24 protein-coding genes and 5 pseudogenes are annotated in these 24,942 nt (G+C 67.9%); 20 read left to right on the top strand and 9 right to left on the bottom strand.

From position 1 onward, the window contains the following. Positions 1 to 60 precede the first annotated feature (60 nt). From ACUDAL_RS15815 to ACUDAL_RS15805, 3 genes and pseudogenes are all read right to left on the bottom strand, one after another. Positions 61 to 573 (bottom strand): Lcl C-terminal domain-containing protein, encoded by a 513-nt coding sequence (locus tag ACUDAL_RS15815; RefSeq protein ID WP_444678796.1) that lies wholly within the window; start codon positions 571 to 573, stop codon positions 61 to 63. Next, on the bottom strand, positions 570 to 1,415 hold the full coding sequence (locus ACUDAL_RS15810; RefSeq protein ID WP_444678795.1) for an IclR family transcriptional regulator domain-containing protein: 846 nt from the start codon (positions 1,413 to 1,415) through the stop codon (positions 570 to 572). Before ACUDAL_RS15810 ends, ACUDAL_RS15815 begins: the two co-directional genes overlap by 4 nt. Before the next feature lie 157 nt (positions 1,416 to 1,572). Further along, positions 1,573 to 2,363 (bottom strand): annotated as a pseudogene (locus ACUDAL_RS15805) (enoyl-CoA hydratase). 119 nt (positions 2,364 to 2,482) lie between these two features. Between ACUDAL_RS15805 and ACUDAL_RS15800 the strand changes: the two are divergent. The 3 genes from ACUDAL_RS15800 to ACUDAL_RS15790 all read left to right on the top strand — a co-directional run bounded on the left by ACUDAL_RS15800 (position 2,483) and on the right by ACUDAL_RS15790 (position 4,180). After that, positions 2,483 to 2,791 carry a hypothetical protein gene (locus tag ACUDAL_RS15800; protein ID WP_444678794.1) on the top strand — a complete coding sequence of 103 codons (309 nt, stop codon included), beginning with the start codon at positions 2,483 to 2,485 and terminating at the stop codon, positions 2,789 to 2,791. Next, entirely contained in the window at positions 2,734 to 3,723 is a 990-nt protein-coding gene (locus ACUDAL_RS15795) for an alanine racemase (RefSeq protein WP_444678793.1), read from the top strand. Before ACUDAL_RS15800 ends, ACUDAL_RS15795 begins: the two co-directional genes overlap by 58 nt. Positions 3,724 to 3,835: 112 nt before the next feature. Continuing rightward, positions 3,836 to 4,180 (top strand): hypothetical protein, encoded by a 345-nt coding sequence (locus ACUDAL_RS15790; RefSeq protein ID WP_444678792.1) that lies wholly within the window; start codon positions 3,836 to 3,838, stop codon positions 4,178 to 4,180. 66 nt (positions 4,181 to 4,246) lie between these two features. On the opposite strand, the gene serA is transcribed toward ACUDAL_RS15790, so the two are convergent. Beyond that, complete coding sequence (gene serA / locus ACUDAL_RS15785; protein WP_444678791.1) at positions 4,247 to 5,497, bottom strand: phosphoglycerate dehydrogenase; 1,251 nt, start codon at positions 5,495 to 5,497, stop codon at positions 4,247 to 4,249. 253 nt (positions 5,498 to 5,750) lie between these two features. Between serA and xseB the strand changes: the two genes are divergently transcribed. The 3 genes and pseudogenes from xseB to dxs all read left to right on the top strand — a co-directional run bounded on the left by xseB (position 5,751) and on the right by dxs (position 8,868). Continuing rightward, entirely contained in the window at positions 5,751 to 6,047 is a 297-nt protein-coding gene (gene xseB / locus ACUDAL_RS15780) for an exodeoxyribonuclease VII small subunit (RefSeq protein ID WP_444678790.1), read from the top strand. Beyond that, positions 6,031 to 6,919 (top strand): annotated as a pseudogene (gene ispA / locus ACUDAL_RS15775) ((2E,6E)-farnesyl diphosphate synthase). Before xseB ends, ispA begins: the two are co-directional and overlap by 17 nt. A 35-nt stretch (positions 6,920 to 6,954) precedes the next feature. Beyond that, a complete protein-coding gene (gene dxs, locus ACUDAL_RS15770) occupies positions 6,955 to 8,868 on the top strand; it encodes a 1-deoxy-D-xylulose-5-phosphate synthase (RefSeq protein WP_444678789.1) in 1,914 nt (637 codons plus the stop codon). 628 nt (positions 8,869 to 9,496) lie between these two features. On the opposite strand, the pseudogene ribA reads toward dxs, so the two are convergent. Beyond that, positions 9,497 to 10,131, bottom strand: a pseudogene (gene ribA / locus ACUDAL_RS15765) (GTP cyclohydrolase II). A 166-nt stretch (positions 10,132 to 10,297) separates the two neighbouring features. Here ribA and hemE point away from each other — a divergent pair. Continuing rightward, entirely contained in the window at positions 10,298 to 11,380 is a 1,083-nt protein-coding gene (gene hemE / locus ACUDAL_RS15760; protein ID WP_444679412.1) for a uroporphyrinogen decarboxylase, read from the top strand. Then, positions 11,373 to 11,759: a VanZ family protein gene (locus ACUDAL_RS15755; protein WP_444678788.1), complete on the top strand. Its 387-nt coding sequence runs from the start codon at positions 11,373 to 11,375 to the stop codon at positions 11,757 to 11,759. The genes hemE and ACUDAL_RS15755 overlap by 8 nt, the downstream gene beginning before the upstream one ends. 63 nt (positions 11,760 to 11,822) lie before the next feature. Here ACUDAL_RS15755 and ACUDAL_RS15750 read toward each other — a convergent pair. Continuing rightward, positions 11,823 to 12,352, bottom strand: a pseudogene (locus tag ACUDAL_RS15750) (peptidylprolyl isomerase). Between the two features lie 349 nt (positions 12,353 to 12,701). On the opposite strand from ACUDAL_RS15750, the pseudogene ccsA reads away from it, so the two are divergent. From ccsA to ACUDAL_RS15690, 12 genes and pseudogenes are all read left to right on the top strand, one after another. Next, positions 12,702 to 13,525 (top strand): annotated as a pseudogene (gene ccsA / locus ACUDAL_RS15745) (cytochrome c biogenesis protein CcsA); the annotation flags it as partial. Positions 13,526 to 13,528: 3 nt separating this feature from the next. Further along, positions 13,529 to 14,701: a cytochrome c-type biogenesis CcmF C-terminal domain-containing protein gene (locus ACUDAL_RS15740; protein WP_444679411.1), complete on the top strand. Its 1,173-nt coding sequence runs from the start codon at positions 13,529 to 13,531 to the stop codon at positions 14,699 to 14,701. A gap of 34 nt (positions 14,702 to 14,735) precedes the next feature. Then, on the top strand, positions 14,736 to 15,263 hold the full coding sequence (locus tag ACUDAL_RS15735; RefSeq protein ID WP_444678787.1) for a DsbE family thiol:disulfide interchange protein: 528 nt from the start codon (positions 14,736 to 14,738) through the stop codon (positions 15,261 to 15,263). Then, positions 15,260 to 15,745, top strand: a complete 486-nt coding sequence (locus tag ACUDAL_RS15730; RefSeq protein WP_444678786.1) for a cytochrome c-type biogenesis protein — start codon at positions 15,260 to 15,262, stop codon at positions 15,743 to 15,745. Before ACUDAL_RS15735 ends, ACUDAL_RS15730 begins: the two co-directional genes overlap by 4 nt. A 13-nt stretch (positions 15,746 to 15,758) precedes the next feature. Next, positions 15,759 to 16,388 (top strand): c-type cytochrome biogenesis protein CcmI, encoded by a 630-nt coding sequence (gene ccmI / locus ACUDAL_RS15725; RefSeq protein WP_444678785.1) that lies wholly within the window; start codon positions 15,759 to 15,761, stop codon positions 16,386 to 16,388. After that, entirely contained in the window at positions 16,283 to 16,648 is a 366-nt protein-coding gene (locus ACUDAL_RS15720) for a tetratricopeptide repeat protein (protein WP_444678784.1), read from the top strand. Before ccmI ends, ACUDAL_RS15720 begins: the two co-directional genes overlap by 106 nt. Before the next feature lie 33 nt (positions 16,649 to 16,681). Beyond that, positions 16,682 to 17,449, top strand: a complete 768-nt coding sequence (locus ACUDAL_RS15715) for a Crp/Fnr family transcriptional regulator (protein ID WP_444678783.1) — start codon at positions 16,682 to 16,684, stop codon at positions 17,447 to 17,449. Positions 17,450 to 17,731: 282 nt separating this feature from the next. After that, complete coding sequence (locus ACUDAL_RS15710) at positions 17,732 to 19,342, top strand: cytochrome D1 domain-containing protein (protein WP_444678782.1); 1,611 nt, start codon at positions 17,732 to 17,734, stop codon at positions 19,340 to 19,342. 177 nt (positions 19,343 to 19,519) lie between these two features. After that, positions 19,520 to 21,196, top strand: coding sequence for a NapC/NirT family cytochrome c (locus tag ACUDAL_RS15705; RefSeq protein WP_444678781.1), 1,677 nt, complete (start codon positions 19,520 to 19,522; stop codon positions 21,194 to 21,196). Positions 21,197 to 21,225: 29 nt separating this feature from the next. After that, positions 21,226 to 21,621 carry a cupredoxin domain-containing protein gene (locus ACUDAL_RS15700; RefSeq protein WP_444678780.1) on the top strand — a complete coding sequence of 132 codons (396 nt, stop codon included), beginning with the start codon at positions 21,226 to 21,228 and terminating at the stop codon, positions 21,619 to 21,621. Between the two features lie 34 nt (positions 21,622 to 21,655). Next, the gene (locus tag ACUDAL_RS15695; RefSeq protein ID WP_444678779.1) at positions 21,656 to 22,210 is read left to right on the top strand and encodes a hypothetical protein; all 555 of its coding nucleotides are present in this window, start codon (positions 21,656 to 21,658) and stop codon (positions 22,208 to 22,210) included. Between the two features lie 63 nt (positions 22,211 to 22,273). Next, entirely contained in the window at positions 22,274 to 22,702 is a 429-nt protein-coding gene (locus tag ACUDAL_RS15690; protein ID WP_444678778.1) for a copper-binding protein, read from the top strand. A gap of 182 nt (positions 22,703 to 22,884) precedes the next feature. Here ACUDAL_RS15690 and ACUDAL_RS15685 read toward each other — a convergent pair whose 3' ends face one another. Genes ACUDAL_RS15685 through ACUDAL_RS15675 form a run of 3 tightly spaced genes read right to left on the bottom strand, consistent with a single transcriptional unit; the run spans position 22,885 to position 24,541 of the window. After that, complete coding sequence (locus ACUDAL_RS15685) at positions 22,885 to 23,862, bottom strand: sigma-54 interaction domain-containing protein (protein ID WP_444678777.1); 978 nt, start codon at positions 23,860 to 23,862, stop codon at positions 22,885 to 22,887. Further along, positions 23,859 to 24,311 (bottom strand): sulfite exporter TauE/SafE family protein, encoded by a 453-nt coding sequence (locus ACUDAL_RS15680; protein ID WP_444678776.1) that lies wholly within the window; start codon positions 24,309 to 24,311, stop codon positions 23,859 to 23,861. Before ACUDAL_RS15680 ends, ACUDAL_RS15685 begins: the two co-directional genes overlap by 4 nt. Continuing rightward, on the bottom strand, positions 24,287 to 24,541 hold the full coding sequence (locus ACUDAL_RS15675) for an urease accessory protein UreH domain-containing protein (RefSeq protein WP_444678775.1): 255 nt from the start codon (positions 24,539 to 24,541) through the stop codon (positions 24,287 to 24,289). Before ACUDAL_RS15675 ends, ACUDAL_RS15680 begins: the two co-directional genes overlap by 25 nt. Positions 24,542 to 24,942 lie beyond the last annotated feature (401 nt).

The raw sequence follows: 24,942 nt of genomic DNA, 5'->3' as shown, positions 1-24,942 counted from the left end.
GAGGGAAGAAGCGTGCTTCCTGCTACGGCTGAGCGTTGCCTTGGGCGGCGTTGCGTATCGCTAATCGCGGCCCAGGCAGCGCTCGGCCTGCTCGACCGGCAGCACCAGCCGCAGGTGGAACTGCCCGCCCATGTTGCAGCGGATGCGCCCCTGGCCGGCGAAGTCGACGAAGCAGTCCTGCTGGGAGTGGCCGCCCGCGCTGGTATGGGTCCAGAACCAGCCGGCCGGGGTGTCGGGAAAGGCGGTGGCGTCGATGGCGATGTCGGCGTCGGGTTGGGGCGTCGCGAGGCTGCGCAGCTCATGAAAATAAGGCAGCCGCCACGGGCAGTCGCGGCTGGCCTGGTCCTTGGCGTGCTGCTGGGCTGCCTGCCAGTCGACGCGCTCGGCCTCGCCCAGGCAGCGCTCCTGTTCAAGGTGCTGGCCAAGGCTGCAGCGCATCCACACCAGGCCGCGCTGAGCATCGGTTACCGTGGCCTGCGGCGACGGCGCAAAGGCACGGGCCGGCGGCTCGGCCAGGCTGCCTCCGCTGGCGAGCAGCAGCGCCGCGGCCAGGCCGCGCTGCCAGGGCGTCATGCCGGGGTGCGGCGCGTCTCGGCCGCGGGCATATGGCCGCCGAGGCGGGCGGTGATCTCGACGGCGGTTTCGCGCACCAGTTCGCCCAGCTCCAGCAGCCGCGCCTCGGGAATCCGCGCCACCGGGCCGGAGACCGAGATCGCCGCCAGCGGTGTGCCGTGTTCGTCGTGCAGGCAGGCGGCGACGCAGTGCAGGCCAATGGCGTGCTCCTCGCGGTCGCAGGCGAAGCCCTGGCGGCGCACTTCAGCCAGGTTGAGGCGCAGCGATTCGGCGCTGTGCAGGGTGTTGCGGGTGACGCGTGCCAGGCCACGCTCGGCCACCACGCGATCGAATTCGTCGTCGGGCAGCCAGGCCATCAGCGCCTTGCCCACGCCCGAGGCGTGCAGCGGAGCCCGCGAGCCGAGCCGGGTGATCATGCGCATCATCTGCGACGACTCGCTCTGGGCGAGGAATACGGCGGTGCCGCCGTCGCGGATGCCCAGGTTGGCGGTCTCGCCGGTCTGGGCGGTCAGGCGACGCAGGAAGGGGCGGCTGGTGGCGACGAAGTCGCGCGCCTCGAGGAAGCTGTTGCCGATGCGGAAGGTCTTGACGTCGACCTTCCATACGCCAAGCTCGGCATCCTGGGTGATGAAGCCCTGACCCTGCAGCGCCTGCAGCAGCCGGTGGGTGGTCGAAGGGGCGAGGTCGACCATCTCGGCCAGCTCCGACAGGGCCAGGCCGCCCGGGGTGGCCGCCAGACGCTCGAGCAGCGTGAGCCCGCGTACCAGCGATTGACTGTGTCCGCTGGCGCTCTTGCCGGGACCGGGCGGGCGCCCCGCCGTTCTGCGCTTGACTTCACTCACCTGGGTAATCCCTCTGCGTTGACCTGGCAGGCCCTCCGCGGAAGGCCAGCCACAGGATACCCGCTCGACGGCGACTTGTCTCGATTGCGGAAATGCCTTCCATCCCTTCCGAAGCGCCCGCTTCCCGGGGTACTTCGCTTGCCGCGGCGCCCGGCCGTCAGCGGTGGCGCCACTGGGGCGCACGCTTCTCGATGAAGGCGTCGATGCCCTCGGCCACGTCCTCGGCCATCATGTTGCAGGCCATGGTTTCGCCGGCCAGGGCGTAGGCCTCGCGCAGCGGCATCTGCAGCTGGCGCTGGAACAGCGCCTTGCCGGTGCGCAGCGCCACGGCGCTCTTGGCGCACAGGCTGGCGGTCAGCGCCTCCAGCGTCGCGTCCAGCGCCTCGTCGTCGGCCACCCGATTGACCAGGCCCCACGCCAGCGCCTGCTCGGCATCGATGAACTCGCCGGTGAACAGCATCTCCATGGCCTGCTTGCGGCCGATGCTGCGCGACAGCGCCACCGCGGGGTCGAGCAGAACAGGCCTACGTTGATCCCCGAGACGGCGAAGCGCGCCGAGCGCGCCGCCACCGCCAGGTCGCAGCTGGCCACCAGCTGGCAGCCGGCGGCGGTGGCCAGGCCGTGGACCCGGGCGATCACCGGCACCGGCAGGTTGACGATGCGCTGCATCACCTCGCCGCACTGAGCGAATAGCGCCTGGTAGTAGGCCTTGTCGGGGGTGGCGCGCATCTCCTTGAGGTCGTGCCCGGCGCAGAAGGCGCGTCCCTCGGCGGCGATGACCACGCAGCGCACCGAGTCGTCGTTGGCCAGCAGCGACAGCTCGCTGCCCAGCGCCTTGAGCACCTCTTCCGACAGCGCATTGAACTGGCGCGGGCGGTTCAGCGTCAGGGTGGCCACGCCGTGCCGGTCGCGACGAATCACCGGGCGTTCATCGACGGTTGTCGTCATTGTCGTATCCTGTAGTAACCGAGCCCGCCCCCAGCCTAGCCTGTTGCGCCCGCTTTTCGTCACGCCTGCGACCAAAGGCGATGCGCAGCCTGGCGCCGATCCTGCCCAGAGAGCGACGCATGTACGAGAGATTCCCTGAACCAAGCGACCACGAGGCCCTGCACAAGGGAATGCCGCAGACTGGCCGCCAGCTGCTGGCCGATGTCAGTCTGCCGGCGGCGGTGATCCACGAGCCCGCCCTGGCCCACAACCTGGCCTGGATGCAGGCGTTTTGCGAGGCCCAGGGGCGCGCCTGGCGCCACACGGCAAGACCACCCTGTGCCCCGAGCTGTTCCGCCGCCAGCTCGACGCCGGGGCCTGGGGCATCACCTTGGCTACGGCGCCCCAGTGCCGCGCCGCCTTCCAGCATGGCGTGCGCCGGCTGCTGATGGCCAACCAGCTGGTCGGCCAGGCCAACATGGCCATCGCCGCCGAACTGATCGAGGCCGGCGCCGACTTCTACTGCGTGGTCGACAGCGTCGAGAACGTCGACCAGCTGGCCCGCTATTTCTCCGCTCGCGGCCTGCGCCTTCAGGTGCTGATCGAGCTCGGCATGCCGGGCGGTCGCTGCGGCTGCCGCGACACCGACGAGGTGATGGCCCTTGCCGAGCGCATCGACAGCGAGCAGGCGCTGGTGCTGGCGGGGCTGGAAGGCTACGAGGGCGTGGTGCACGGCGACGACCCCGAGCGCTCGGTGCGCGCCTACGCCTGGCAGCTGGTCGAGGTCGCCCAGGGGCTGGAGCGCGACGCGCTGTTCGAACATCCCGCGCCGCTGCTCACTGCATCCGGCTCGGCCTGGTACGACCTGATCGCCGGGGTGTTCCGTGAGGCGCGCCTGGGCCAGCAGTTCGTACCGGTGCTGCGCCCCGGCTGCTACGTGGTGCACGACCACGGCATCTACCGCCAGGCGCAGCGGGAAGTACTCGCCCGTCAGCCGGCGTTGCAGCGCGGCCTCAAGCCGGCGCTCGAGGTGTTCGCCCAGGTGCTCTCGCTGCCCGAGCCGGGGCTTGCCATCGTCGGCATGGGCAAGCGCGACATCGCCCACGACCAGCTGCCGGAGCCGCTGCGGCGCTACCGTGAAGGCGACGAGCGCGCCCGCCCGCTGTCGGTAGAAGGCTGGCGTGTGACCAAGCTGATGGACCAGCACGCCTTCGTGCGCCTGCCCGCGGGCGATGAGGCCATGGGCGGCGGCCGGGTGCGGGTGGGCGACATCGTCGCCTTCGGCGCCTCCCACCCCTGCCTCACCTTCGATAAGTGGCGGCGGCTCTGCCTGGTCGATGCGCGGCTCGAGGTCATGGAGGTGATGCACACCTGCTTCTAGGCCGGGTGTGCGGGTGCGCCTCGCCGGCGTTATTAACCTGAGTTACGTGAGCCAGTGAAACGAATCTGATAGTGTCCGTGAGGGCGGTTACCCGGTGTACAGCGGAGGATGGATGAACGACGAGTTGAGTGAGTTCGAACGCAGCGTCAGGCGTGAGATCGACGCCTTCATGAAGCCTGGCAAGGCCGCGACGCCGCTGCCGACGGCGCTTGCCGGTACCGGCAAGCGCGAGGCGCCGGTCAAGGCGCGCGGTCCCGGCGAGACCTCCGCCGACGCCTACCGCACGGGCCATCTGGTCCGGCTTGCGGTGAGGACCCGCAAGCTCGAGACCGACACCGTCTTCGAGCACCGCTCGACCAGCATATCCAAGCTCGAGGCGCAGCTCGAGGCCGAGAAGGCGGCCAAGAAGGCCGGCTATCCGATCATCGGGCATGTGATCGACATCAAGAGCCTCTGAGTCCGGGGGCCGAAAATAGGAACGCCGCGCTTAAGGAGCGCGGCGTTCGTCGGCGTCAGAAGACGCTTACTCCTCGAAATTGGTCTCGGAGTAGAGCACTCGTACGCGCAGGGTGTGCTCGACCTTGCGCAGCGCCTCGAGCGCCTGGGCGCCGTAGGCCTTGTCCACGTCGATGACCACGTAGCCGACCTTGTCGTTGGTCTGCAGGTACTGGCCGGAGATGTTGATGTTGCTCTCCGAGAGCACCCGGTTGATCTCCGACAGCACGCCCGGCACGTTGTCGTGGATGTGCAGCACGCGATGCTTGTCGGGGTGCGCCGGCAGCGCCACCTCGGGGAAGTTCACCGCCGTCACGGTGGTGCCGTTGTCGGAGTAGGTGATCAGCTTCTCGGACACCTCGATGCCGATGTTCTCCTGGGCCTCCAGGGTGGAACCGCCGACGTGGGGCGTGAGGATGACGTTGGGGATGCCGCGCAGCGGGCTGACGAACTCCTCGTCGTTGCCCTTGGGCTCCACCGGGAAAACGTCGATGGCGGCGCCGTAGAGGCGGCCGGCCTGGAGCGCCTCGGCCAGCGCCTCGATCACTACCACGCTACCGCGCGAGGCGTTGATCAGGATGCCGCTGGACTTCATCAGCGCCAGCTGCTCCTTGCCGATCATCCACTTGGTGGAAGGCAGCTCCGGCACGTGCAGGCTGACCACGTCGGCACGCGCCAGCAGTTCCTCGAGGCTGGCCACTTGGCTGGCATTGCCCATGCCGAGCTTGGTTACCACGTCGTAGAAGATGACGTTGAAGCCGAGCGACTCGGCCAGCACCGAGAGCTGCGCGCCGATATTGCCGTAGCCGACGATGCCCAGCGTCTTGCCGCGCGCCTCATGGGAGTTCTTGGCGCTCTTCATCCAGCCGCCCTGGTGGGCGCGGGCGTTCTTCTCGGGGATGCCGCGCAGCAGCATGATCGCCTCGGCCAGCACCAGTTCCGCCACCGAGCGGGTGTTGGAGTAGGGGGCGTTGAACACCGGGATGCCGCGGCTGAGCGCCGCCTTGAGGTCGACCTGGTTGGTGCCGATACAGAAGCAGCCTACGGCGTTGAGTTTCTCGGCGGCGGCGAACACCCGCTCGGTGAGCTGGGTGCGGGAGCGAATGCCGATGAAGTGCGCGTCGCGGATCGTCTCGATCAGCGACGCCTCGTCGAGCGAGGTGGGCAGGTGCTCGATGTTGGTGTAACCGGCATTCAGAAAATTGTCCACCGCGCTCTGGTGGACGCCCTCGAGCAGCAGGATCTTGATCTTGCTCTTGTCCAGGGACGTTTTGGCCATGGTCGAATCAACCCCTTGTGGTACGCCGCAGGCTGTCATTGGGAAACGGGCCTCGCTCGGCGCCGATTCCTTCCCCTATCCCGGCGGGAACAGGGCGCATAGGGTACCACAGCCGCCGCCCACGAAGATGAAATTGCTGCGCCGCGAAGATGAGCGCGATGCACGTTGCTCACCGCCGGGGCAGACGCCCCGCCAGGCAGAGCGTGTATACTGTGCCTCCCATTCATTCACGAGCGCGACGAGCTGAGGTCGGATGGTAAAGCGTGACAAGCAAGCGTTGGCGGCATCCCCAGCCGGGGAGGAGACTGAGGGCGATTTTGCCGCCACCGTCGAGCGGCTGGAGCGGCTGGTGGAGCAGCTGGAGTCCGGCGAGCTGACGCTGGAAGGCTCGCTCGATGCCTTCGAGCAGGGCGTGCGGCTGACGCGCCAGGCCCAGCGTCGCCTGGACGAAGCCGAGCTACGCGTGCGTACGCTGGTCGAGCGCACCGACGGCCAGGGCGATTTCGCGCCTTTCGCACCACCCACAGCGGAGGGTGACAGTGAGCAGTGACGCCTATGCGGCCGGACTGGCCGCCGATCGTGCGCGCGTCGACGCCTTCCTGGCGCGGCTGTTCGATGCCTCGCAGGCGCCCGTGCCCCGGCTCGAGGCGGCCATGCGCCATGCCCTGCTGGTCGGCGGCAAGCGGTTGCGCCCGGTGCTGGTCTACCTCGCCGGGCGTGCCCTGGGTGCTCGCGCCGAAGCGCTCGATGCCCCGGCGGCGGCCATCGAGCTGATCCACGCCTACTCGCTGGTGCACGACGACCTGCCGGCCATGGACGACGACGACCTGCGCCGCGGCCAGCCCACCGTGCACCGCGCCTATGACGAAGCCACCGCGATCCTCGCCGGTGATGCGCTGCAGACGCTCGCCTTCGAGGTGCTGGCACGTGCCTCGCACCCGCGCCTGCCGGCCCTGATGCTGACCCTGGCCCAGGCGGCCGGGCGCGAGGGCATGGTGGGGGCCAGGCGCTGGACCTGGCCGCCGTCGGCGGCCATCCGGACGTCGAGGCCCTGGCCAACATGCACGCCCACAAGACCGGCGCGCTGATTCGCGCGGCCGTGCGCTTGGGGGCGTTGACGGCCGTGGAGGAGCACGACCCCGCGTCGCGGCGCTGGACACCTATGCCCGGGCGCTGGGCCTGGCCTTCCAGATCCATGACGACGTGCTCGACGTGATCGGCGACACCCATACCCTTGGCAAGGCCTCCGGCGCCGACGCCGCCCGCGACAAGCCTACCTACCCCGCGCTGCTGGGACTGGATGGTGCGATGGCGCGGGCCCACGAGCTGACCGACGAAGCGCTGGCGGCGCTGGCGCCGCTGGGAGAGGCGGGGTCGCCGCTGGCCGCGCTGGCCCGCTACATGATCGAGCGTGACCACTAGCCACATGGCACACAGCCTGGACGACCGAATCGCACATGAAGCTTTATGACGAAATCCCCGGCCAACGCCCGGTGACGCCGCTGCTCGATACGCTCGATACCCCGGCAGCGCTGCGCGCCATGACCACCGCCCAGCTGCGGCAGGTGGCCGATGAACTGCGCGCCTACCTGCTCTACAGCGTGGGGCGCAGCGGCGGTCATTTCGGCGCCGGCCTGGGCGTGGTGGAACTCACCGTGGCGCTGCACCATGCGCTGGAAACCCCGCATGACCGGCTGGTGTGGGACGTGGGCCACCAGGCCTACCCGCACAAGATCCTCACCGGGCGGCGCGAGACCATGCCCACCATTCGCCAGTATGGCGGCCTGGCCGCCTTCCCGCGCCGCGCCGAATCGGCCTACGACACCTTCGGCGTGGGGCACTCCAGCACCTCGATCTCCGCCGCGCTGGGCATGGCCCTGGCCGCCGCCGCCCGCGGCGAGAAACGCCGTGTGTGCGCGGTGATCGGCGACGGCGCGCTGACCGCCGGCATGGCCTTCGAAGCGCTGGCCCATGCCGGTCACCTGGATGCCAACCTGCTGGTGGTGCTCAACGACAACGAGATGTCGATCTCCGAGAACGTCGGCGGCATTGCCAGCTACCTGGCCAGCATCCTTGCCAGCAAGCCGTACCTCGCCTTCCGCGAGGAGGGCAAGCGGGTGCTGTCGCACCTGCCGGGGGCGCTGGAGCTGGCGCGGCGTACCGAAGAGCACATGAAGGGCATGGTCAGCCCGGCCACGCTGTTCGAGGAGATGGGCTTCAACTACATCGGCCCCCTTGACGGTCACGATCTGCCGGGCCTGATCCAGACCCTGCGCAACATCCGCGACCTGGACGGCCCGCAGTTCCTGCACGTGAAGACCCGCAAGGGGCGCGGCTTTCTGCCCGCCGAGGCCGATCCCATCGGCTACCATGCCATCACCAAGCTGGAAAAGAATGGCGATGCGCCCAGCCGCGCACCGGCGGTGGCGGCAAGCAAGAAACCCAAGTACTGCAATGTCTTCGGCGAGTGGCTGTGCGACATGGCGGCGGTGGACCAGCGCCTGCTCGGCATCACCCCGGCGATGCGCGAGGGCTCCGACCTGATCCGTTTCTCCAAGGCGTATCCCGAGCGCTACTACGACGTCGCCATCGCCGAGCAGCACGCGGTGACGCTGGCCGCCGGCATGGCCTGCGAAGGCATGAAGCCGGTGGTGGCGATCTACTCCACCTTCCTGCAGCGCGGCTACGACCAGCTGATCCACGACGTGGCGGTGCAGGACCTCGATGTCACCTTCGCCATCGACCGCGCCGGCCTGGTGGGCGAGGACGGCCCCACTCACCACGGCAGCATGGACCTCTCCTTCCTGCGCTGCGTTCCCGGCATGGTGATCCTGGCGCCGGCCGACGAGGCCGAATGCCGCGCCATGCTCAGCGCCGCCTATCTCCACCCCGGCCCCGCCGCGGTGCGCTATCCGCGCGGCAGTGGCCCCGGCGTGGCGATACCCGCGCACCTCGAGCCGCTGGCAATCGGCCAGGCCGAGCGGCGCCGCAAGAGCGGCGCCGAGCCCGGCAAGCGGGTGGCGCTGCTCGCGTTCGGCAGCCTCAACGGCCCGGCTGGCGCCGTTGCCGAAGCGCTCGACGCCACCCATCTCAACATGCGCTCGGTGAAACCGCTGGATCGCGAGGCGATCCTGGCCGCGGCGGCTGAGCACGACCTGCTGGTCACCCTGGAGGAGAACGTGGTGGCTGGAGGCGCCGGCAGCGGCGTAGGTGAGCTGCTGGCCAGCGAGGGCGTGCAGGCGGCACTGCTTCACCTGGGCCTGCCCGACACCTTCGTCGAGCACGGCAAGCCGGCCGAACTGCTGACCGAGTGTGGTCTCGATGCTGCCGGTATCGAAGCGGCGATTCGCGCCAGGCTGGCGTCGGCATAGTGCCCCATCGTTGGGCAAGGCTGTCTGCCAGCAAGGGTGAGGGTGCCCACCGGAAATCACCGCTGAGCAAAGAAAAGCCCCGGCATGTGCCGGGGCAGGTGCGATGAGACGCGATATTCTGGCGAACCTAGAGCCGAACTCACACTAGCCCTACCCACAGTGAACGCAACACACAAGCATCTCTCGCAAGAGAATAGCTCACCCGGGCGGCGGCAAAGCAGCGAATTGCCGTCATTCGGGAGGATAATCCGCGCCTTTGCGTCCTCACCGTAACCGTCGTCCTCGGCGCAAGGCCTCTTGGCTGCCTGGGCCTATGCAGTGAAGTCCAAGCCTGGACAAACGCCGTGACGCAAAAAGCCCGGCCGCTGGGGCCGGGCTTTTCATCGACGCTTCCGTATCTCACCAACCTTGAGCATCCTGCTCAAGCTTCCTTGGGTTGCAGCGTTCCTTCGCTCGGTCTTCCTTGCTGGGCTCTCCGTTGCCCGATGAATGTATGGTGCCACGTCGGGCCGGCGCGTGAATTAACCTAGGTTAGAAAGTCGTGTAAGAGATCTACCACACAAGAGGTATGCCATTGCCCGCCCGGCGTGAGTGCAGGGCGACCGGGGCCGCCCTGGCGGGGTCTGGCTCAGGGCTTGCGTTCAATGTCCACGTCGCCGGCCTGGGTGAAATCGCCCAGGGCCATCATGTGGCCAAGCTTGCCGGCCTTGGTCGAGAGGTAATGCTCGTTGTGCGGATTGAGGCCGGTGGTGAGCGGCACCCGCTCGGCCACGGTGACGCCGGCGCGGGTCAGGGCGTCGACCTTGCGCGGGTTGTTGGTCATCAGGCGCAGGCTGCGTACTCCCAGGTGGTCGAGCATCGGCACGCACAGATCGTAGCGGCGCAGGTCGGCGCCGAAGCCGAGCTGCTCGTTGGCTTCCACCGTGTCGGCGCCCTGATCCTGCAGGTGATAGGCGCGGATCTTGTTGAGCAGGCCGATGCCGCGCCCTTCCTGGCGCAGGTAGAGCAGCACGCCGCGCCCTTCGTCGGCGATGCGCTTGAGCGCTTCCTGCAGCTGATAGCCGCAGTCGCAGCGCATGGAGAACAGTGCATCGCCGGTCAGGCACTCCGAATGCACCCGGCCGAGCACCGGCTCAGCGCTGGCTACGTCGCCGAGCGTGAGGGCGATGTGATCCTTCCCGGTGGCTTCGTCCTCGAAGCCATGCATGGTGAAGGTGGCCCAGGGGTGGGCAGACGAGAGGCGGCGATAAATCGAATGGTCACGGGGTACCTCGGTAAAGACCACGGCGATGCCGAAGGGAATCCGACATTCTAGCAGGATCCCCGGCCTGGCTCACGGTCGAAGGGTGGCGTGACCTTGGCCTCGGTCAAGCCTCGCGGAAAATGATGCGCTACAATGTGGCGACATTTCCTGGGGATGACCGCCTGCATGGATCTCAAGAACGATCGTTTTCTGCGTGCCCTGATGCGTCAACCGGTGGATCGCACCCCGGTGTGGATGATGCGCCAGGCTGGCCGCTATCTGCCGGAGTATCGCGCCACGCGCGCCGAGGCCGGCGACTTCATGGACCTATGCCGCAACCACGACCTCGCCTGCGAGGTCACGCTGCAGCCGCTCGAGCGCTATCCGCTCGATGCCGCCATCCTGTTCTCCGATATCCTCACCATCCCCGATGCCATGGGGCTGGGGCTCTACTTCGAGACCGGCGAGGGGCCCAAGTTCAAGAAGCCGGTGCGTACCGCTGCCGACGTGGCGGCGCTCTCGGTGCCTGACGCCGAGCGCGACCTGGACTACGTGATGCGGGCGGTGTCGACCATTCGCCGCGAGCTCAACGGTCGGGTGCCGCTGATCGGTTTCTCCGGCAGCCCCTGGACGCTGGCTACCTACATGGTCGAGGGCAGTTCGAGCAAGGACTTCCGCCATGTGAAGACCATGCTCTACGACACGCCCAGCGTGATGCACGACCTGCTCGACACCCTGGCCAGCGCGGTCACCGACTACCTGAACGCCCAGATCCGTGCCGGCGCCCAGGCGGTGCAGATCTTCGACACCTGGGGCGGCACGCTCTCCACCCCGGCCTACCTGGAGTTCTCGCTGCGCTACATGGAGCAGATCGTTGCCGGCCTGATCCGCGAGCACGACGGCAGGCGCGTGCCGGTGATCCTGTTCACCAAGAACGGTGGCCAGTGGCTCGAGGACATCGCTCTGGCCGGGCCGGATGCGCTGGGCATCGACTGGACCACCGAGCTCTCCGACGCGCGCGCGCGGGTGGGCCACAAGGTGGCGCTGCAGGGCAACCTCGACCCCAACGTGCTGTTTGCCCGTCCGGCGGCCATTCGTGCCGAAGTGGGCCGGATCCTCGACAGCTACGGCAATGGCCCGGGCCATGTGTTCAACCTGGGCCACGGCATCAGCCAGTTCACCGATCCCGACAACGTCACCGCCTTCATGGAGGCGCTTCACGAGCTGAGCCCGCGCTATCACCGTGCCATCCAGCACCACAATGCCTGACATTGGCTGGCTCCAGCGCTGGCACGACCGGCACCGCCTGTGGGCGGTGCTGGCCGTTCTGGCTGCCGTATTCATTGCGGTGGGAAGTCTGACCCCGGGCAGCGAGATGCCCAACAACCTGCCCTGGGACAAGTTCAACCACTTCGTCGGCTATGCCGGCCTGGCGGGCCTGGTCGGCCTGGCTGGGTTGCCTTTGCGGCGCACCTTCATCGCCGTGGTGCTGTTCAGCATCTTCATCGAATACCTGCAGATCCCGGTGCCGGACCGCCACGGCGGCGACTGGGCCGATATCCTGGCCAATAGCCTGGGGGCGGCAACCGCCGTGCTGGTGCTGTACCTAGTGCGCCGCTTCCTGCTGCCGCGAACGCGACGAGGCTGATGCCCCGCGCCGAGACGACGAGGCCCCGCCATGACTGGCGGGGCCTCGCTGCGTGTGGGCGTGTCACTTCAGCTCGGCGCGCTCGATGACCACGGGCTCGCGGGGCACGTCCTGGAACGGGCCGCGGTTGCCGGTAGGCACTCGCTTGATGGCGTCGACGACATCCATGCCGTCCACCACGCGGCCGAACACTGCGTAGCCCCAGGCCTGGCCCGAATGGGTGCCCTGATGGTCGAGGAACGCGTTGTCGGACACGTTGATGAAGAACTGGGCGGTGGCCGAGTGGGGATCGCCGGTGCGCGCCATGGCCAGGGTGCCACGCTCGTTCTTCAGCCGGTTGTCGGCCTCGTTGGTGATCGGCGCGCGGGTCGGCTTCTGGCGGAAGTCCTCGTCGAAGCCGCCGCCCTGAATCATGAAGTTGTCGATCACGCGGTGGAAGATCGTGCCGTCGTAGTGGCCTTCCTGCACGTAGGTCAGGAAGTTGTTGACGCTCTCGGGGCCTGCTCCTGGAACAGCTCGATGGCGATGACGCCGTGGCTGGTGTGCAGCAGCACGTCGGCCTGGTCGGTGTCGGCCGTGGCGGTGAGCGGCAGGCTGCCGGCGACGAGCAGCGTCAGTAGGGTTCGCTTCAGCACGGAGAGCTCCTGTTGTGCACGGGACGAGGCTTCTAGCTTACGTCCAGACGCTGCCGCTGTCAGTCGTAAACGCCCTTCACCGGGGCGTGGCGGGGCTTGGCGCTTTTTTGTTTGACATGGGTCACAACCCCCGGTGAAAAGAAGTACTGAGTATGGCTTTTATAGCGCATTCGCCGGACCATGCAGACATGTCGGCTGAGGCAGCTTCTCCCTACCCTCCAACGTAGCCAAGCACCTCGGTCATGAACGACTCGCGACCGGCGCCTGGTACTTGATCCGCGCCGGGGAAGGCAGGAGGTGGCAGCCCATGGTGGCGGAACTCGGTAACTTTGCGCTGATCCTGGCGCTATGCCTGGCGCTGGCACAGAGCGTCTTGCCCCTGGTGGGGGCGCAGCAGGGCAACCTTCGCCTGATGCGCACGGCACGTTTCCTGGCCACCGGGCAGTGCGTCTTTCTGGCGCTCTCGCTGGCGGCCCTGACCTGGGCCTTCGTGGTCAGCGACTTCACCGTTCGCTACGTGGCCAGTCACTCCAGCCTCGGTCAGCCGATGATCTACAAGGTCACCGCGGTGTGGGGCGGGCACGAGGGCTCGCTGCTGCTGTGGGTCTTCACCCTGGGAGCGTGGGGCGCCGCTGTGGCCTATTTCAGCCAGTCGCTGCCGCGCGAGATGCTGGCCCGGGTGCTGGCCGTGCTGGGCATGGTCGGCGTGGGATTCATTGCCTTCACCGTGTTCACCTCCAACCCCTTCGAGCGCATCGTGCCGGGCCCCGTGGATGGCCGCGGCATGAACCCGCTGCTGCAGGACCCGGGCATGATCCTGCATCCGCCGCTGCTCTACATGGGCTACGTGGGCACCGCGGTGGTCTTCGCCTTCGCCATGGCGGCATTGCTCGGCGGGCGGCTCGACGCCGCCTGGGCGCGCTGGTCGCGCCCTGGACCACGGTGGCCTGGGTGTTCCTCACGCTGGGCATCGCGGTGGGCTCCTGGTGGGCCTACTACGAGCTGGGCTGGGGTGGCTGGTGGTTCTGGGACCCGGTCGAAAACGCCTCCTTCCTTCCCTGGCTCACTGCCACCGCGCTGATGCACTCCCTGGCGGTGAGCGAGAAGCGCGGCGGCTTCAAGGTATGGACCCTGATGCTGGCGATCATCACCTTCGCCCTGACCGTGCTTGGCGCCTTCATCGTGCGCTCGGGGGTCATCACCTCGGTGCACGCCTTCGCCACCGACCCGGAGCGCGGCGTATTCATCCTCGGCATGCTCACCCTCACCCTGCTCGGCTCGCTGACCGTCTACGCCTGGCGCGCGCCACGGGCTGGGCTCGGCGGCGCCTTTGCCTGGTATTCGCGCGAGTCGCTGCTGCTGGCCAATAACGTGCTGCTGGCGGTGGCCTGCACCGCGGTGTTCATCGGCACCCTCTATCCGCTGGCGCTGGATGCCTTCGGCCTGGGCAAGATCTCGGTGGGCCCGCCCTACTTCGACGCGGTGTTCGCCCCGCTGATGCTGCCGCTGCTGCTGCTGATCGGCCTCGGGCCGTCGGTGATGTGGAAGCAGGCCAACCCCGCGCAGACCTTCCGCCAGCTGCGCTGGGTGCTGGCGGTTAGCGTCGTGGCCGGCGGGCTGTGGCCGCTGACCCTGGGCGCCTGGCGACCCATGACCGCGCTGTCGCTGATGCTGGCGGCCTGGATCATCCTCACCGCGCTGCTGGACATGCACAAGCGCATGGGCTCGGCGCGCCAACCTCTGGCCGCGCGGCTGCGTAAGGTCATGCGGCCGAGCTTCCTCGGCATGCACCTGGCCCATGTGGGGCTGGCGCTGATCGTGGTGGCCATCGCCATGGTCAACACCTACGAGGTCGAGCGCGACGTGCGCATGGAGCCGGGCCAGACCGCCTCCGCGGCCGGCTTCGACTTCACCCTGCTGCGCATGGAAACCGTCCAGGGCCCCAACTGGGAGGCCGACCAGGCGGTGGTCGAGGTCACCCGCGACGGCCGGCCGGTGGCCCTGCCGACGCCGCAGCGCCGCTATTACGAGACCCATGCTCATATGCCCATGAACCAGGCCTCGCTGCACCGCGCCGCGACCCGCGACGTCTATGTCTCGCTGGGCGAACGGCTGGTGGGCGATGCCTGGAGCTTCCGCCTCTACTACAAGCCCTACATGTTCTGGATGTGGACGGGTGCCATCCTGCTGGCCCTGGGCGGGCTGCTGGCGGCCGCCGACAAGCGCTATCGCCTGGCCGACCGGCGCGCCACCCGCACCCAGCCTGAGCCCGGCCGCATGGCCGGCCCCGCGCCGGAGGCCGTGTGATGAAACTGCGCCTGCTGCTTCCCTCGCCGCCACGGTGGCGCTGCTCGGGCTGCTGTTCATTGGGCTTGGCATGAACTCCCGCGACCTGCCGTCGCCGCTGGTGGGCAAACCGGCGCCGGCCTTCGCTCTCGAAGCGCTGGAAGACGCCGAGCGCCTGATCACCGAACAGGACTTCATCGGCGAGGTATCGCTGGTCAACGTCTGGGCCACCTGGTGCAGCACCTGCCGCTCCGAGAAGCCGCTGCTGATGGAGCTGGCTGCCGGCGGCATTCCCATTCACGCCTTCAACTACCGCGACGAGCGCGACGCGGCGCTGCGCTATCTCGGCGTCAGCGGCAACCCCTACCGCACCATTGCCTATGACCCGCGCGGCGATGCTGGCATCGACTGGGGCGTCTATGCCACCCCGGAAACCTACGTGCTGGATGCCGACGGGGTGATTCGCTACAAGCGCATCGGTCCGCTCAGCCGTCAGCTATTGCTCGATGAAGTGCTGCCGCTGGTGGAAAAGCTGCGTGCCGAGCAGCGGCAGCGCGAGGAGAAGAGGATGGCCCAGTCATGACACCTATCCCAGTGAGACGCGCTGGCCTGCTGTTCGCGCTACTGCTGATGCTGCTGCCGGCGGGGCTGGCCATGGCGGTGGCCATCGGCCAGCCGCTCGAATTCGCCAGCGACGCCCAGAAGCGCCAGTACGACACCCTGGTGAGAGAGCTGCGCTGCACGGTGTGCCAGAGCGAGACCATCCACGAGTCCAACGCCGAGCTGGCCGCCGACATGCGCCGCCGCGTCTACGACATGACCCTCGCCGGCCACAGCGCCGACGCCATCGTCGACTTCATGGTCCAGCGCTATGGCGACTACGTGCGCTACCGGCCGCCGCTGCAGGCCAATACCTACCTGCTGTGGGCCAGCCCCTTCCTGCTGCTGCTGGTAGGCGGCCTGGCCTGGTGGCGCATCGTCATCGGCCGGCGCGGCATGGCCCAGCGCCCCGAATTCACCGCCCAGGAGCGCGCCATGCTGGAGCGGCTCCGCCAAGACGGCTGACCTGGAGGTCGTGATGAACGGACTGTTTCTCCTCGCCGCGCTGCTGCTGTGCCTGGCCGCGCTTGGCTTCGTGCTCTACCCGCTGCTGCGCGAGCCGCAGCGCGACGAGGGTGAATCGCGCCGCGAGGTCAACCTGCGGGTGCACCGTGACCGCGTGCGCGAGCTGTCTCAGGATCTGGCCACGGGCACCTTGACCCAGGCCCAGTACGAGATCGCCCTGGCCGACCTCGAACGCGAGCTGCTCGACAGCGGCGCCATCGCCCCCGATCAGCCGCGCCTCGAGAGCACCGGCGCCAGGCGTGTCGCCGGCGCCGCCGCCTTCGTCAGCCTGGCCGTGCTGCCGTTCATGGCGCTGGGGATCTACCTCTCGGTGGGGCATGCCAAGGAGGTCTTCGCCACCCAGCTGCCGCCGGGCGACATGGCGGCGGCCGCCCAGCCGCCGGCAGCCACCGAGGCCCAGCTCCAGCGGGAGTTCGAGCGCCTCTCGCAGCAGCTGCAGGGCGCCTGGCGCAGCAGCCCGACGATCTCGACAGCTGGGTGCTGCTGGGTCGCACGCTGGTCTTCCTCGATGACCTGGAAGCTGCCGAGCGGGCTTACCAGGAGGCCATGCTGCATGGCGGTGACCGCGACCCCGACCTGCTGACCCGCTACGCCGATGTCATGGCCGAGCGCCTCGGCACCCTGGTCGGCGAGCCCCAGATGCTGATCGAGCAGGCGCTGGCCATCGATCCCGAGCATGTCCAGGGGCTGTGGCTGGCCGGGTCACTGGCCTATGCCCAGGCCGACTTCGCCGGCGCCCGAGCGCACTGGGAGCGCCTGCTGCTCCAGCTGCCGCAAGATTCTCCCGAAGCCGATGTGATCCGCAACAACCTGCTGCAGGTGGGCGTGGATCGTGACGGATGACCCTATATATGACCTGAAGGTGAGGAGGCGGATATGAAATCGCCGTTGAGTCGTGAAGCCCTGCAGGCCGTTCGACAGGTCCCCCTGTTTGCCGGGCTGGAAGACGACACCCTGGCGCTACTGACCAGCGGGGCGCTGGAGCGCAGCTATCGACGCGGCACCCTGCTGTTCTCCGAGGGCGAGCCGGCGGATCGCTTCTACGTGGTGCTGGGCGGTTGGATCAAGCTGTTCCGCGAGAGCCCCGACGGCAACGAATGCATGGTGGGGCTGTTCACCCGCGGCGAATCCTTCGCCGAGGCCGCCATGTTCGACCGGCTGGGGTTTCCGGTGAACGCGGCGGTGGCAGAAGACGCCCGGCTGCTGATCTTCACCGCCGACCACTTCCTCACCACGCTGGAACAGAATCACGGCCTGGCGCTCAACCTGCTGGCCAACCTCTCCGGCATGCTGCGCTACCTGGTCTGCCAGCTCGATCAGCTGATCAATCAGCCCACCTATCAGCGTCTGGCCGCTTTTATCGTCTCGCTGTGCCCCTGCGACGCCGACCAGGCCCTGGTCTGCCTGCCCTGCGACAAGCTGCTGATCGCCGGACGCCTGGGCATGAAGCCGGAGAGCTTTTCGCGGGCCATGGCACGCCTCAAGGAGGTGGGTGTCAGCTGCGAGCGCAACTGCGTTCAGGTCGACGACGTTTCGGCGCTGCGGCGCTTCGCCAATGCCGGCGGCGACCCCGGGCCGCTGCCTACCCCGCTCAACGGCATGGCCAGCCCCGCCGGGGTCGGGATGTTCAGCCCCTGCCGGTAAGGCCGTCGCTGCCTCTCCGCGCCTCCATATCCGCCCGGCCCCAGGCCGGGCCGAGCGCTTCTAAATGCTATCTACGCTCCGCCAACTTTTCTCGAACCCTCTTGTGACATAAGTCAACTCCAGAATACTTCTATTGACAGTGGTCAAGTGAGAGCCGCGGCAAAGGTGCTCTACTAGCCCCAGGTGGGGGTGGCTGGCCATGGTCCCTTGGCAGCGCAGAAAAAGATCATGCAGAGGCACCCGCCAGCCATTACCCGAAGGGGAAACCAAGCGAGGCACGTTATGTATAAGAGAGCATTGACCAAGGGGATCTTCGCCCTCAGCTTCCCGCTGGCCGCCATGATGGGTACCGCCCACGCCGCGGCACCCGAAATGTCCGCGGAGGAGCTGGAGCGCGCCGGACAGATCTACTTCTCCCGCTGTGCGGGCTGCCACGGTACCCTGCGCAAGGGCGCCACCGGCCCCAACCTGCTGCCCCAGACCACCCAGGAGCTGGGCCAGCGTCGCCTGGAGAGCATCATCTCGCTGGGTACCGAAGGCGGCATGAACAACTTCGACGGTATCCTCGATCCCGAGGAGATCGAGCTGATCGCCCGTTACATCCAGCAGACCCCGCAAGAGCCGCCCGAGATGTCGCTGTCCGACATCCGCGAGACCTGGCGCATCGTGGTGCCGCAGGAAGAGTGGCCGACCGAGCCCCAGCACGATCGCAACTGGGAAAACTTCATGGTCACCATCCTGCGTGACCGTGGCGCCATGGGCATCATCGACGGCGACACCAAGGAGCTCGTCACCGAGGCCGAGACCGGCTATGCCGTGCACGTGGCCAAGGAGAGCTCCGACGGCCGCTTCTGGTACGTCCAGGGCCGTGACGGCCGTCTGTCCAAGATCGACCTGTGGATGGATCCGCCGCAGGTCACCGCCGAAGTGTTCATCGGCATCGACGCCCGCGACGTGGCGGTGTCCCACTACGGCGAGTGGAAGGACAAGTACGTCATCGGTGGCGCCTACTGGCCGCCGCACTTCGTGATCGCCGATGCCGAGACCATGGAGCCGCTGAAAGTCGTCTCCACCCGCGGCTACGACACCGAAGGCAACTACGTCCACGAGGCTCGCGTGGCGGCGCTGTACAACACGCCCAACGCGCCGAGCTTCCTGGTCAACGTCAAGGAGACCGGTCAGGTCTGGCAGGTCGACTACAGCGACATCGACAACCTGCGCATCGAGCAGATGGAGACCGCCGAGTTCCTGCACGACGGCTTCTTCGATCCGACCGGCCGCTACTTCCAGATTGCTGCCAACTTCAGCAACCTGATGGTGTTCGTCGATACCGAAACCCGCAAGCGCGTCGGCATGCTCAACACCGGGCAGATCCCGCACCCGGGCCCGGGCGCCAACTGGATCGACCCCGAGTGTGGCCCCGTCGCCGGTACCACTCACCTGGGCGAAGGCCGCATGACATTCTGGGGCAACGACCCCGAAGGTCATCCGGACCAGGCGTGGGAGATCTGCGGCAGCGTCGAGACCGACGGTCCTGGCCTGTTCGTGCGCAGCCATCCGGATTCCCCGCACGTCTGGATCGACCAGGCCATGCACCCGGAGGCCGACGTCAACCAGTGGGTCATGGTCATGAACAAGGAGACCCGCGAGCTGACTCCGATTCATGTTGCCGACCGTCCCGTCGAGCATGATGCAGTGGCCGTGCACATGGAATACGACCAGACCGGTACCGAGGTGTGGGTTTCCATCTGGGCTCGTGGCCGCGGCCACCAGGACGATGGCGCCATCGTGGTCTACGACGACAAGACCCTCGAAGTGAAGGCCGTCATCGAGAACCTGAACACGCCGACCGGCAAGTTCAACGTGTTCAACCGCAAGAAGCACATCGGCTGATTTTCGGTCGCACCGCCGAGGCCCTGTTCGCAGGGCCTCGGCCCTTCTCCAGCCGCTCCACGCCTGGTCAGACGGGGCCTGGAGCGGCTGGGCAAGGGCCACAGCACAACCATAGCCAAGGCGACATCTCGGATTAGCACAAGGCTCGTGTCATGACATTTTGGGGAGATTGACATCATGGGGGAGCGTCTACGTAACTGGCGCAAGTTAACGATCATGGGGGCCTCGCTAGGTGCCGCCGTGGTCTTTTTCGTTGCCGGCATTCTGTTCTGGGGCGGTTTCAACACCGTGATGGAGGCCACCAACAGCTTCAAGTTCTGCAGCACGGCCTGTCACGAGATGAGCTGGGTGCACGAGGAGTACCTGGACCGGCCCCACTACAAGAATTCCACCGGCGTTGGCGCGACCTGCTCCGACTGCCACGTGCCCGATGCCTGGGGGCCGAAGATGATCCGCAAGATCGAGGCCAGCCGCGAGGTATGGCACTGGATGCTGGGGACCATCAACACCGAGGAGAAGTTCGAGGGCAAGCGTCTCCAACTGGCCGAGAACGTGTGGCGTTCGATGCTGCGTACCGATTCGCGTGAGTGCCGCAACTGCCACGACTGGTCGGCCATGGACCTCGAGCAGCAGGCGCCGCGCGCATCGCGCGAACATGCCCGCGCCTTCGAGCAGGGCCGCACCTGTATCGAGTGTCACCAGGGCATCGCCCACAAGCTGCCCGAGGATTGGGACGAGTCGCCGGTATGGGCCTCGCGCTTCGCGGAAGACGAGACCGAGGAAGTGGCCGGACGCAGCGAGCCCGAGATGCCCCTCGAAGCAGAGGAGCTGGGCGAGGCCGTTACCGCCGAGGGCGATATCGCCTCGTCGCTCGACTGGTCCGACGTGCCGGTCCTCGACATCACCCTGTTCCTGCCCGGCCAGGCCTCCATCGAGTGGATCCAGGACGGCAGCGCCCACGGCGGCGGCCGCGCCTTCAGCGCCGGCGATCGCTGTGTCTGGTGTCACCAGGGCGAGGAAGCGCAGATCGGCGCGCTGGCCACCAGCGCCGAAAAGATCGAGACCTATGACCTGGGCAACAAGCGTGGCCATGTGCCAATGACCGTGCAGGCCTCGTTCGACGACGACTACCTGTTCATGCGCTTCCAGTGGGAGGCCGGCGAGCACGCACCGCTGCCCTTCATCGAAGGCGGGGTGATGGACCCCAACAACCCCATGAAGCTCACCGTCAGCTTCGCCGACGAGCGCGTCGACATGGCCGACCGTGGCGGCTGCTGGGCCAGCTGTCACCACGACTCCGCCTACATGCCGGATGCGCCCGACGCGGAAGCGCTGGCTGCCAGTGAACTGGCCGCGCGACTCGACTTCATGAGCAGCAACGGGGTGACCAAGTACCTGAGCGAAAGCCGCAGCGAGATCGAGATTCGCGGACGCCGCGGCGCCGCCCGCGGCGGCTGGGACAAGCTGAAGGACGAGGCGGAGATCGCCGAGCTGCTGGGCGCCGGCGTCTACCTGGACGTGGCTCGCTTCAACAGTGGCGATGGCTCCACCGAGTCCGGCTATATTCTCGACGAGCGTCACTTCGCCGACAGCCAGGCGATCGTGTTCAGCGCCGAGGAAGTCGACGGGGTGTGGACCGCCTACCTGACCCGTGCACTGCGCACCGGCCAGGAAGGTGACAAGCCGCTCTCCACCGACAGCAAGTACAGCTTCAACGTGGCGCTGCACGACGACCACGCCGACTCTCGCTTCCATCATGTCTCCTGGCAGTTCGGCCTCGCCTTCGATGCGACCCTGCCCGGCGACTTCGATGAGGATCGAGTGGAAATCAATGCCACGCGCGTCACTCGGTGACGCGCCAGGCACCAGAGGAGTAAGAAGAGATGCAAACGCATAGACGGCTTCTGACTACCCTTGGTACCAGCCTGCTGGCCACCCTGCTGCTGAGCGGGGTGGCCCAGGCCGGCAGCGAGAACGACCAGGACAAGGTGGCGACAGAGGGCAAGGTGGTCGAGATCGAGATGGTCAACAACCGCTTCCAGCCCGACGAGCTGGAGGTGCCCGTCGGCACCACGGTGCGCTGGGTCAACGCCGAGCGTCGCTCCAACCACGACATCTATTTCCCCGACGAGGAGATCGCTTCCGGGCGACTCTTCCCCGAGGAGAGCTGGGAGCGTACCTTCGATGAGGAGGGCACTTTCGACTACTACTGTCAGCCCCATCAGAACCGCGGGATGGTGGGCGTGATCCGTGTCGTGGGTGCTGAGGAAGACAACTGAAAGCCTGGGCCCGAGTGGCCCAAGAGGAGTACGCATGGCGATGACCTTTCAACCCGCAGCGCTGTTTGGCGGGCTGCTGACGGCGCTGGCGCTGGCTGTGGCCGGTCCCGCGGCGGCGGCGGAAACCATGACCGGCTATCGCAGCGCCGATTTCGGCATGACCTCCGAGGCGGTCATGGCCCGCCTCGAGGAGGACGGTGTGGTCAACGTCTCGGTGGTGGAAACCGATGAAGGCGACCTTATCATCGACGGCGAGCTGCAGGCCGCCGACGAACCGGAGACCGACCTGCGCTACGTGTTCCCGTCAGGGCGGGATCGCCTGGCGCTGGTCGTGGCCTTCTACCCCGAGGTCGAGGATTTCGACCGAGTGAAGGCGCAGCTCGAGGCCCGCTACGGCCAGCCGTGGGAGACGGAGATGGCCGACTGGTGGTTCGAGCAGCTCAAGGAGGACATGCCGCAGCCCCCGCTCAGCCTCACCATGTGGGGCGGTGAAGGCAGTGAACTGCAGCAGCGCGGTCGTTTCGTGCGGCTGTGGGCGTTCGAGGACTACCTCTCGGTGGAGTATCTCGATACTCAGCTGCTGCGCTGAGCATCGCAATGACGTTGTCCGGCCGCCCTTTCACGAGGGCGGCCTTTCTTGTGAGGAGACACTATGAAGATCAAGGCAGTCACGGTGCTGCTGGCGGCCTCGCTGCTGAGCCTGGCCGCGCATGGCGAGCCGTCGCACTCGGCCCACGGCCACGGCCATGGACACGATCAGGCGCATGGTCATGCCGCCATGGCGAACGAGGGCACAGGCCCGCACCCGGTGCGCGGTATCTTCCTCGGCTACGAGCCGGACCACGAGCGTGTCACCATCGCCCACGAGGCGATTCCCGAGGTGATGATGGCCATGCGCATGCACCTGCGCCTGCCCGAGGGTGAGCCCGCTCCCACCTTCGCGCCGGGCGACAAGGTTGCCTTCCAGATGTTCAGCCGCATCGAGGCCGGGCGCGTGTGGTACGCCCGCGAGCTGGCGCCGCTCGACGCCGACGTCGAGCTCGACCTCCCGCCCCAGCTGCGCGAGGCCATTGGCCACTGAGCCAACCCCTGCTGACGGTCCCGCCGCCCGATGCGGCGGGCCGAGCGCACCCGTCATTAGCCAACGTCACCCACCCTCGCCTGGGCCCGCCGAAAGACGCCGGCTACCGCCTGGCGGCGGTGTTTCCTGACAGGTGTCAGCGAGTGACAGGTCAACGCATGACAGGTCAACGCATGGCAGGACTAGTGAATGGCATGCTTCTTCATGCGATAGAGCAGGGTATCGCGGGTTAGGCCGAGCAGCCGCGCCGCTCGGCTGCGGTTGCCCTCGGTCTGGGCCAGCGCCTGGCGAATCAGCTGTCCCTCCAGCGTCTCTAGGCACACCCCTTCTGCGGGCAGCTGCCAGGCGGCCCGCGCACGCAGCTGCGCAGGCGAGGCCTGGCCGAGCCAGCCGGCGGGCAGGTCGCCCGGCGCCAGCCGCTGCCCGTGCAGCAGCACCACGCAGCGCTCGACAAGGTTGCGCAGTTCGCGGACATTGCCCGGCCAGGCGTATTCGCCGAGCTGGCGCAGCAGCGGCGCGGTGAAATCGGGAGCCGGCACGCCGTGGCGGGCGGCGAGCTCGTGGCGGAAGCGCTCGACCAGCGCGGCCACGTCCTCGCGGCGCTCGCGCAGCGGCGGCAGCTCCAGCGGAATCACGTGCAGGCGGTAGAACAGATCGGCGCGAAAGGCGCCGGCCTCGACCTGGGCGTGCAGGTCGCGGTGGGTGGCCGCCAGCACGCGCACGTCGACCTGCTCCACCCGGTCGGCGCCCAGCGCCTGGCACTCGCCGTTCTCCAGAAAGCGCAGCAGCTTGGCCTGTGCCGCCAGCGGCAGCTCGGCGACCTCGTCGAGGAACAGGGTGCCGCCGTCGGCCTGCTGGATGCGGCCGCGCTTGTCGGCATGGGCGCCGGTGAAGGCGCCGCGGCGGTGCCCGAACAGTTCGGACTCCACCAGGTCGAGCGGGATGGCAGCGCAGTTGAGCGTGACCCAAGGGCGCGCCGCCCGGCGGCTGTGGCGGTGCACCAGGCGAGCCAGCAGCTCCTTGCCGGTACCGCTCTCGCCCAGTATCAGCACGGTGGCGTCGGTCGCGGCCACCAGCCGTGCCGCGCGCAGCGTCGCCTGGAAGGCTGCGGCCTCGCCGACCATGGCGTCGGCGTCGGCGGTCGCGTCGGCTTGCCTCATGCCACACCTCCCTGAGTGATCCAAACCGGCACCGGGGCCAGGGCAACGATCATCAGCCCGGCCGCCCGCCGCACGTAGGGGCGGCGCAGCGCGGCGGCTACGCGGCTGGCCATCACCCCGACGGTGAACAGCATGGGCAGGGTGCCGAGGCCGAAGAACAGCATGAACAGCCCGCCGCGCCAGGCCGACTCGGTGGTCAGCGAGTAGAGCAGCGCGGAGTAGACCAGCCCGCAGGGCAGCCAGCCCCAGATCAGGCCGAACAGCCAGGCCTGGGGCAGGCGCTGCACCGGCAGCAGCCGCCGCCCGTGCGGCTCCAGCCGCCGCCACAGCGGGCGGCCGAGCGACTCGATGCGTGAGAAGCGTGGGAACCAGCCGGCGATATGCAGCCCCACCGCGACCAGGAACAGCGCCCCCAGCGTGCTCATCACCAGCCGGTTGGGCGTGCCCACCCAGCCCCCAGCCAGCCGGTGCCGGCTGCCACCAGCGCGCCGGCCACGGCGTAGCTGGTGATGCGACCGCTGTTGTAGGCCAGGTTGTAGGCCATCAGGCGTGGCGCGCGCTGGCGGATCTTCGCGCTCAGGCCGAAGGTCAGCGCACCGGCGATCCCGCCGCACATACCCAGGCAGTGGGTGCTGCTCAAGAGCCCAAGCAGGAAGGCAACGGTCCATTCCGCCGGCATCGGCCCGATCTCTCCCTCGCAAGCGTATCGGCACGGGGCCGGCCGGCCCCGTGCGCTGAGTGTGGAAGTGTAACGTGAACCGCCGCGCACGGAGCCGCCCGGGGGCGGCATAGCGACGCAGCCATGAGCTGGATCAAGGGCTTGGCTCAGGATTCCCGGGCCTTGCCCGGCTGGCACGCAAGCTGCAAGCAAAGGTAACCGTTGCGTTCCTTCGAGGCCCTGCCGGGCCTCTTCTTTTGGTCGCGCCTTCGCTGCGCCTGCCAAGCCGCGTTCCGCCGCGCCCGGGCCGCGCCTGGCACTGTGGCAAATGCCGCACCGGCTGTGTGGGATCCCCCAGGCGGCGGTGGTCGGCTAGGGTCGGCGACGGTCTGCTGCGGCGGGTGAAGGGCGGGCAGCCCGCC

Origin of the sequence: Halomonas sp. E19 (assembly GCF_052439355.1) — a bacterium.
In the GTDB taxonomy this organism is placed as follows: Bacteria; Pseudomonadota; Gammaproteobacteria; order Pseudomonadales; family Halomonadaceae; genus Halomonas.
The sequence above is the reverse complement of the archived record's forward strand: the minus strand, read 5'-3'. Positions and strand labels throughout refer to the sequence as shown.

Bases quoted from the DNA above. Each gene is read 5' to 3' on its own strand.
- ACUDAL_RS15690 (WP_444678778.1), top strand. From the start codon at position 22,274: ATGAAGATCAAGGCAGTCACGGTGCTGCTGGCGGCCTCGCTGCTGAGC.
- ACUDAL_RS15705 (WP_444678781.1), top strand. From the start codon at position 19,520: ATGGGGGAGCGTCTACGTAACTGGCGCAAGTTAACGATCATGGGGGCC.
- ACUDAL_RS15715 (WP_444678783.1), top strand. From the start codon at position 16,682: ATGAAATCGCCGTTGAGTCGTGAAGCCCTGCAGGCCGTTCGACAGGTC.
- ACUDAL_RS15700 (WP_444678780.1), top strand. From the start codon at position 21,226: ATGCAAACGCATAGACGGCTTCTGACTACCCTTGGTACCAGCCTGCTG.
- ACUDAL_RS15790 (WP_444678792.1), top strand. From the start codon at position 3,836: ATGAACGACGAGTTGAGTGAGTTCGAACGCAGCGTCAGGCGTGAGATC.
- ACUDAL_RS15755 (WP_444678788.1), top strand. From the start codon at position 11,373: ATGCCTGACATTGGCTGGCTCCAGCGCTGGCACGACCGGCACCGCCTG.
- ACUDAL_RS15730 (WP_444678786.1), top strand. From the start codon at position 15,260: ATGACACCTATCCCAGTGAGACGCGCTGGCCTGCTGTTCGCGCTACTG.
- serA (WP_444678791.1), bottom strand. From the start codon at position 5,497: ATGGCCAAAACGTCCCTGGACAAGAGCAAGATCAAGATCCTGCTGCTC.
- xseB (WP_444678790.1), top strand. From the start codon at position 5,751: ATGGTAAAGCGTGACAAGCAAGCGTTGGCGGCATCCCCAGCCGGGGAG.
- ACUDAL_RS15800 (WP_444678794.1), top strand. From the start codon at position 2,483: ATGTACGAGAGATTCCCTGAACCAAGCGACCACGAGGCCCTGCACAAG.
- ACUDAL_RS15710 (WP_444678782.1), top strand. From the start codon at position 17,732: ATGTATAAGAGAGCATTGACCAAGGGGATCTTCGCCCTCAGCTTCCCG.
- ACUDAL_RS15740 (WP_444679411.1), top strand. From the start codon at position 13,529: ATGCTGGCGATCATCACCTTCGCCCTGACCGTGCTTGGCGCCTTCATC.
- hemE (WP_444679412.1), top strand. From the start codon at position 10,298: ATGGATCTCAAGAACGATCGTTTTCTGCGTGCCCTGATGCGTCAACCG.
- ACUDAL_RS15675 (WP_444678775.1), bottom strand. From the start codon at position 24,541: ATGCCGGCGGAATGGACCGTTGCCTTCCTGCTTGGGCTCTTGAGCAGC.
- ACUDAL_RS15815 (WP_444678796.1), bottom strand. From the start codon at position 573: ATGACGCCCTGGCAGCGCGGCCTGGCCGCGGCGCTGCTGCTCGCCAGC.
- ccmI (WP_444678785.1), top strand. From the start codon at position 15,759: ATGAACGGACTGTTTCTCCTCGCCGCGCTGCTGCTGTGCCTGGCCGCG.
- dxs (WP_444678789.1), top strand. From the start codon at position 6,955: ATGAAGCTTTATGACGAAATCCCCGGCCAACGCCCGGTGACGCCGCTG.
- ACUDAL_RS15695 (WP_444678779.1), top strand. From the start codon at position 21,656: ATGGCGATGACCTTTCAACCCGCAGCGCTGTTTGGCGGGCTGCTGACG.
- ACUDAL_RS15685 (WP_444678777.1), bottom strand. From the start codon at position 23,862: ATGAGGCAAGCCGACGCGACCGCCGACGCCGACGCCATGGTCGGCGAG.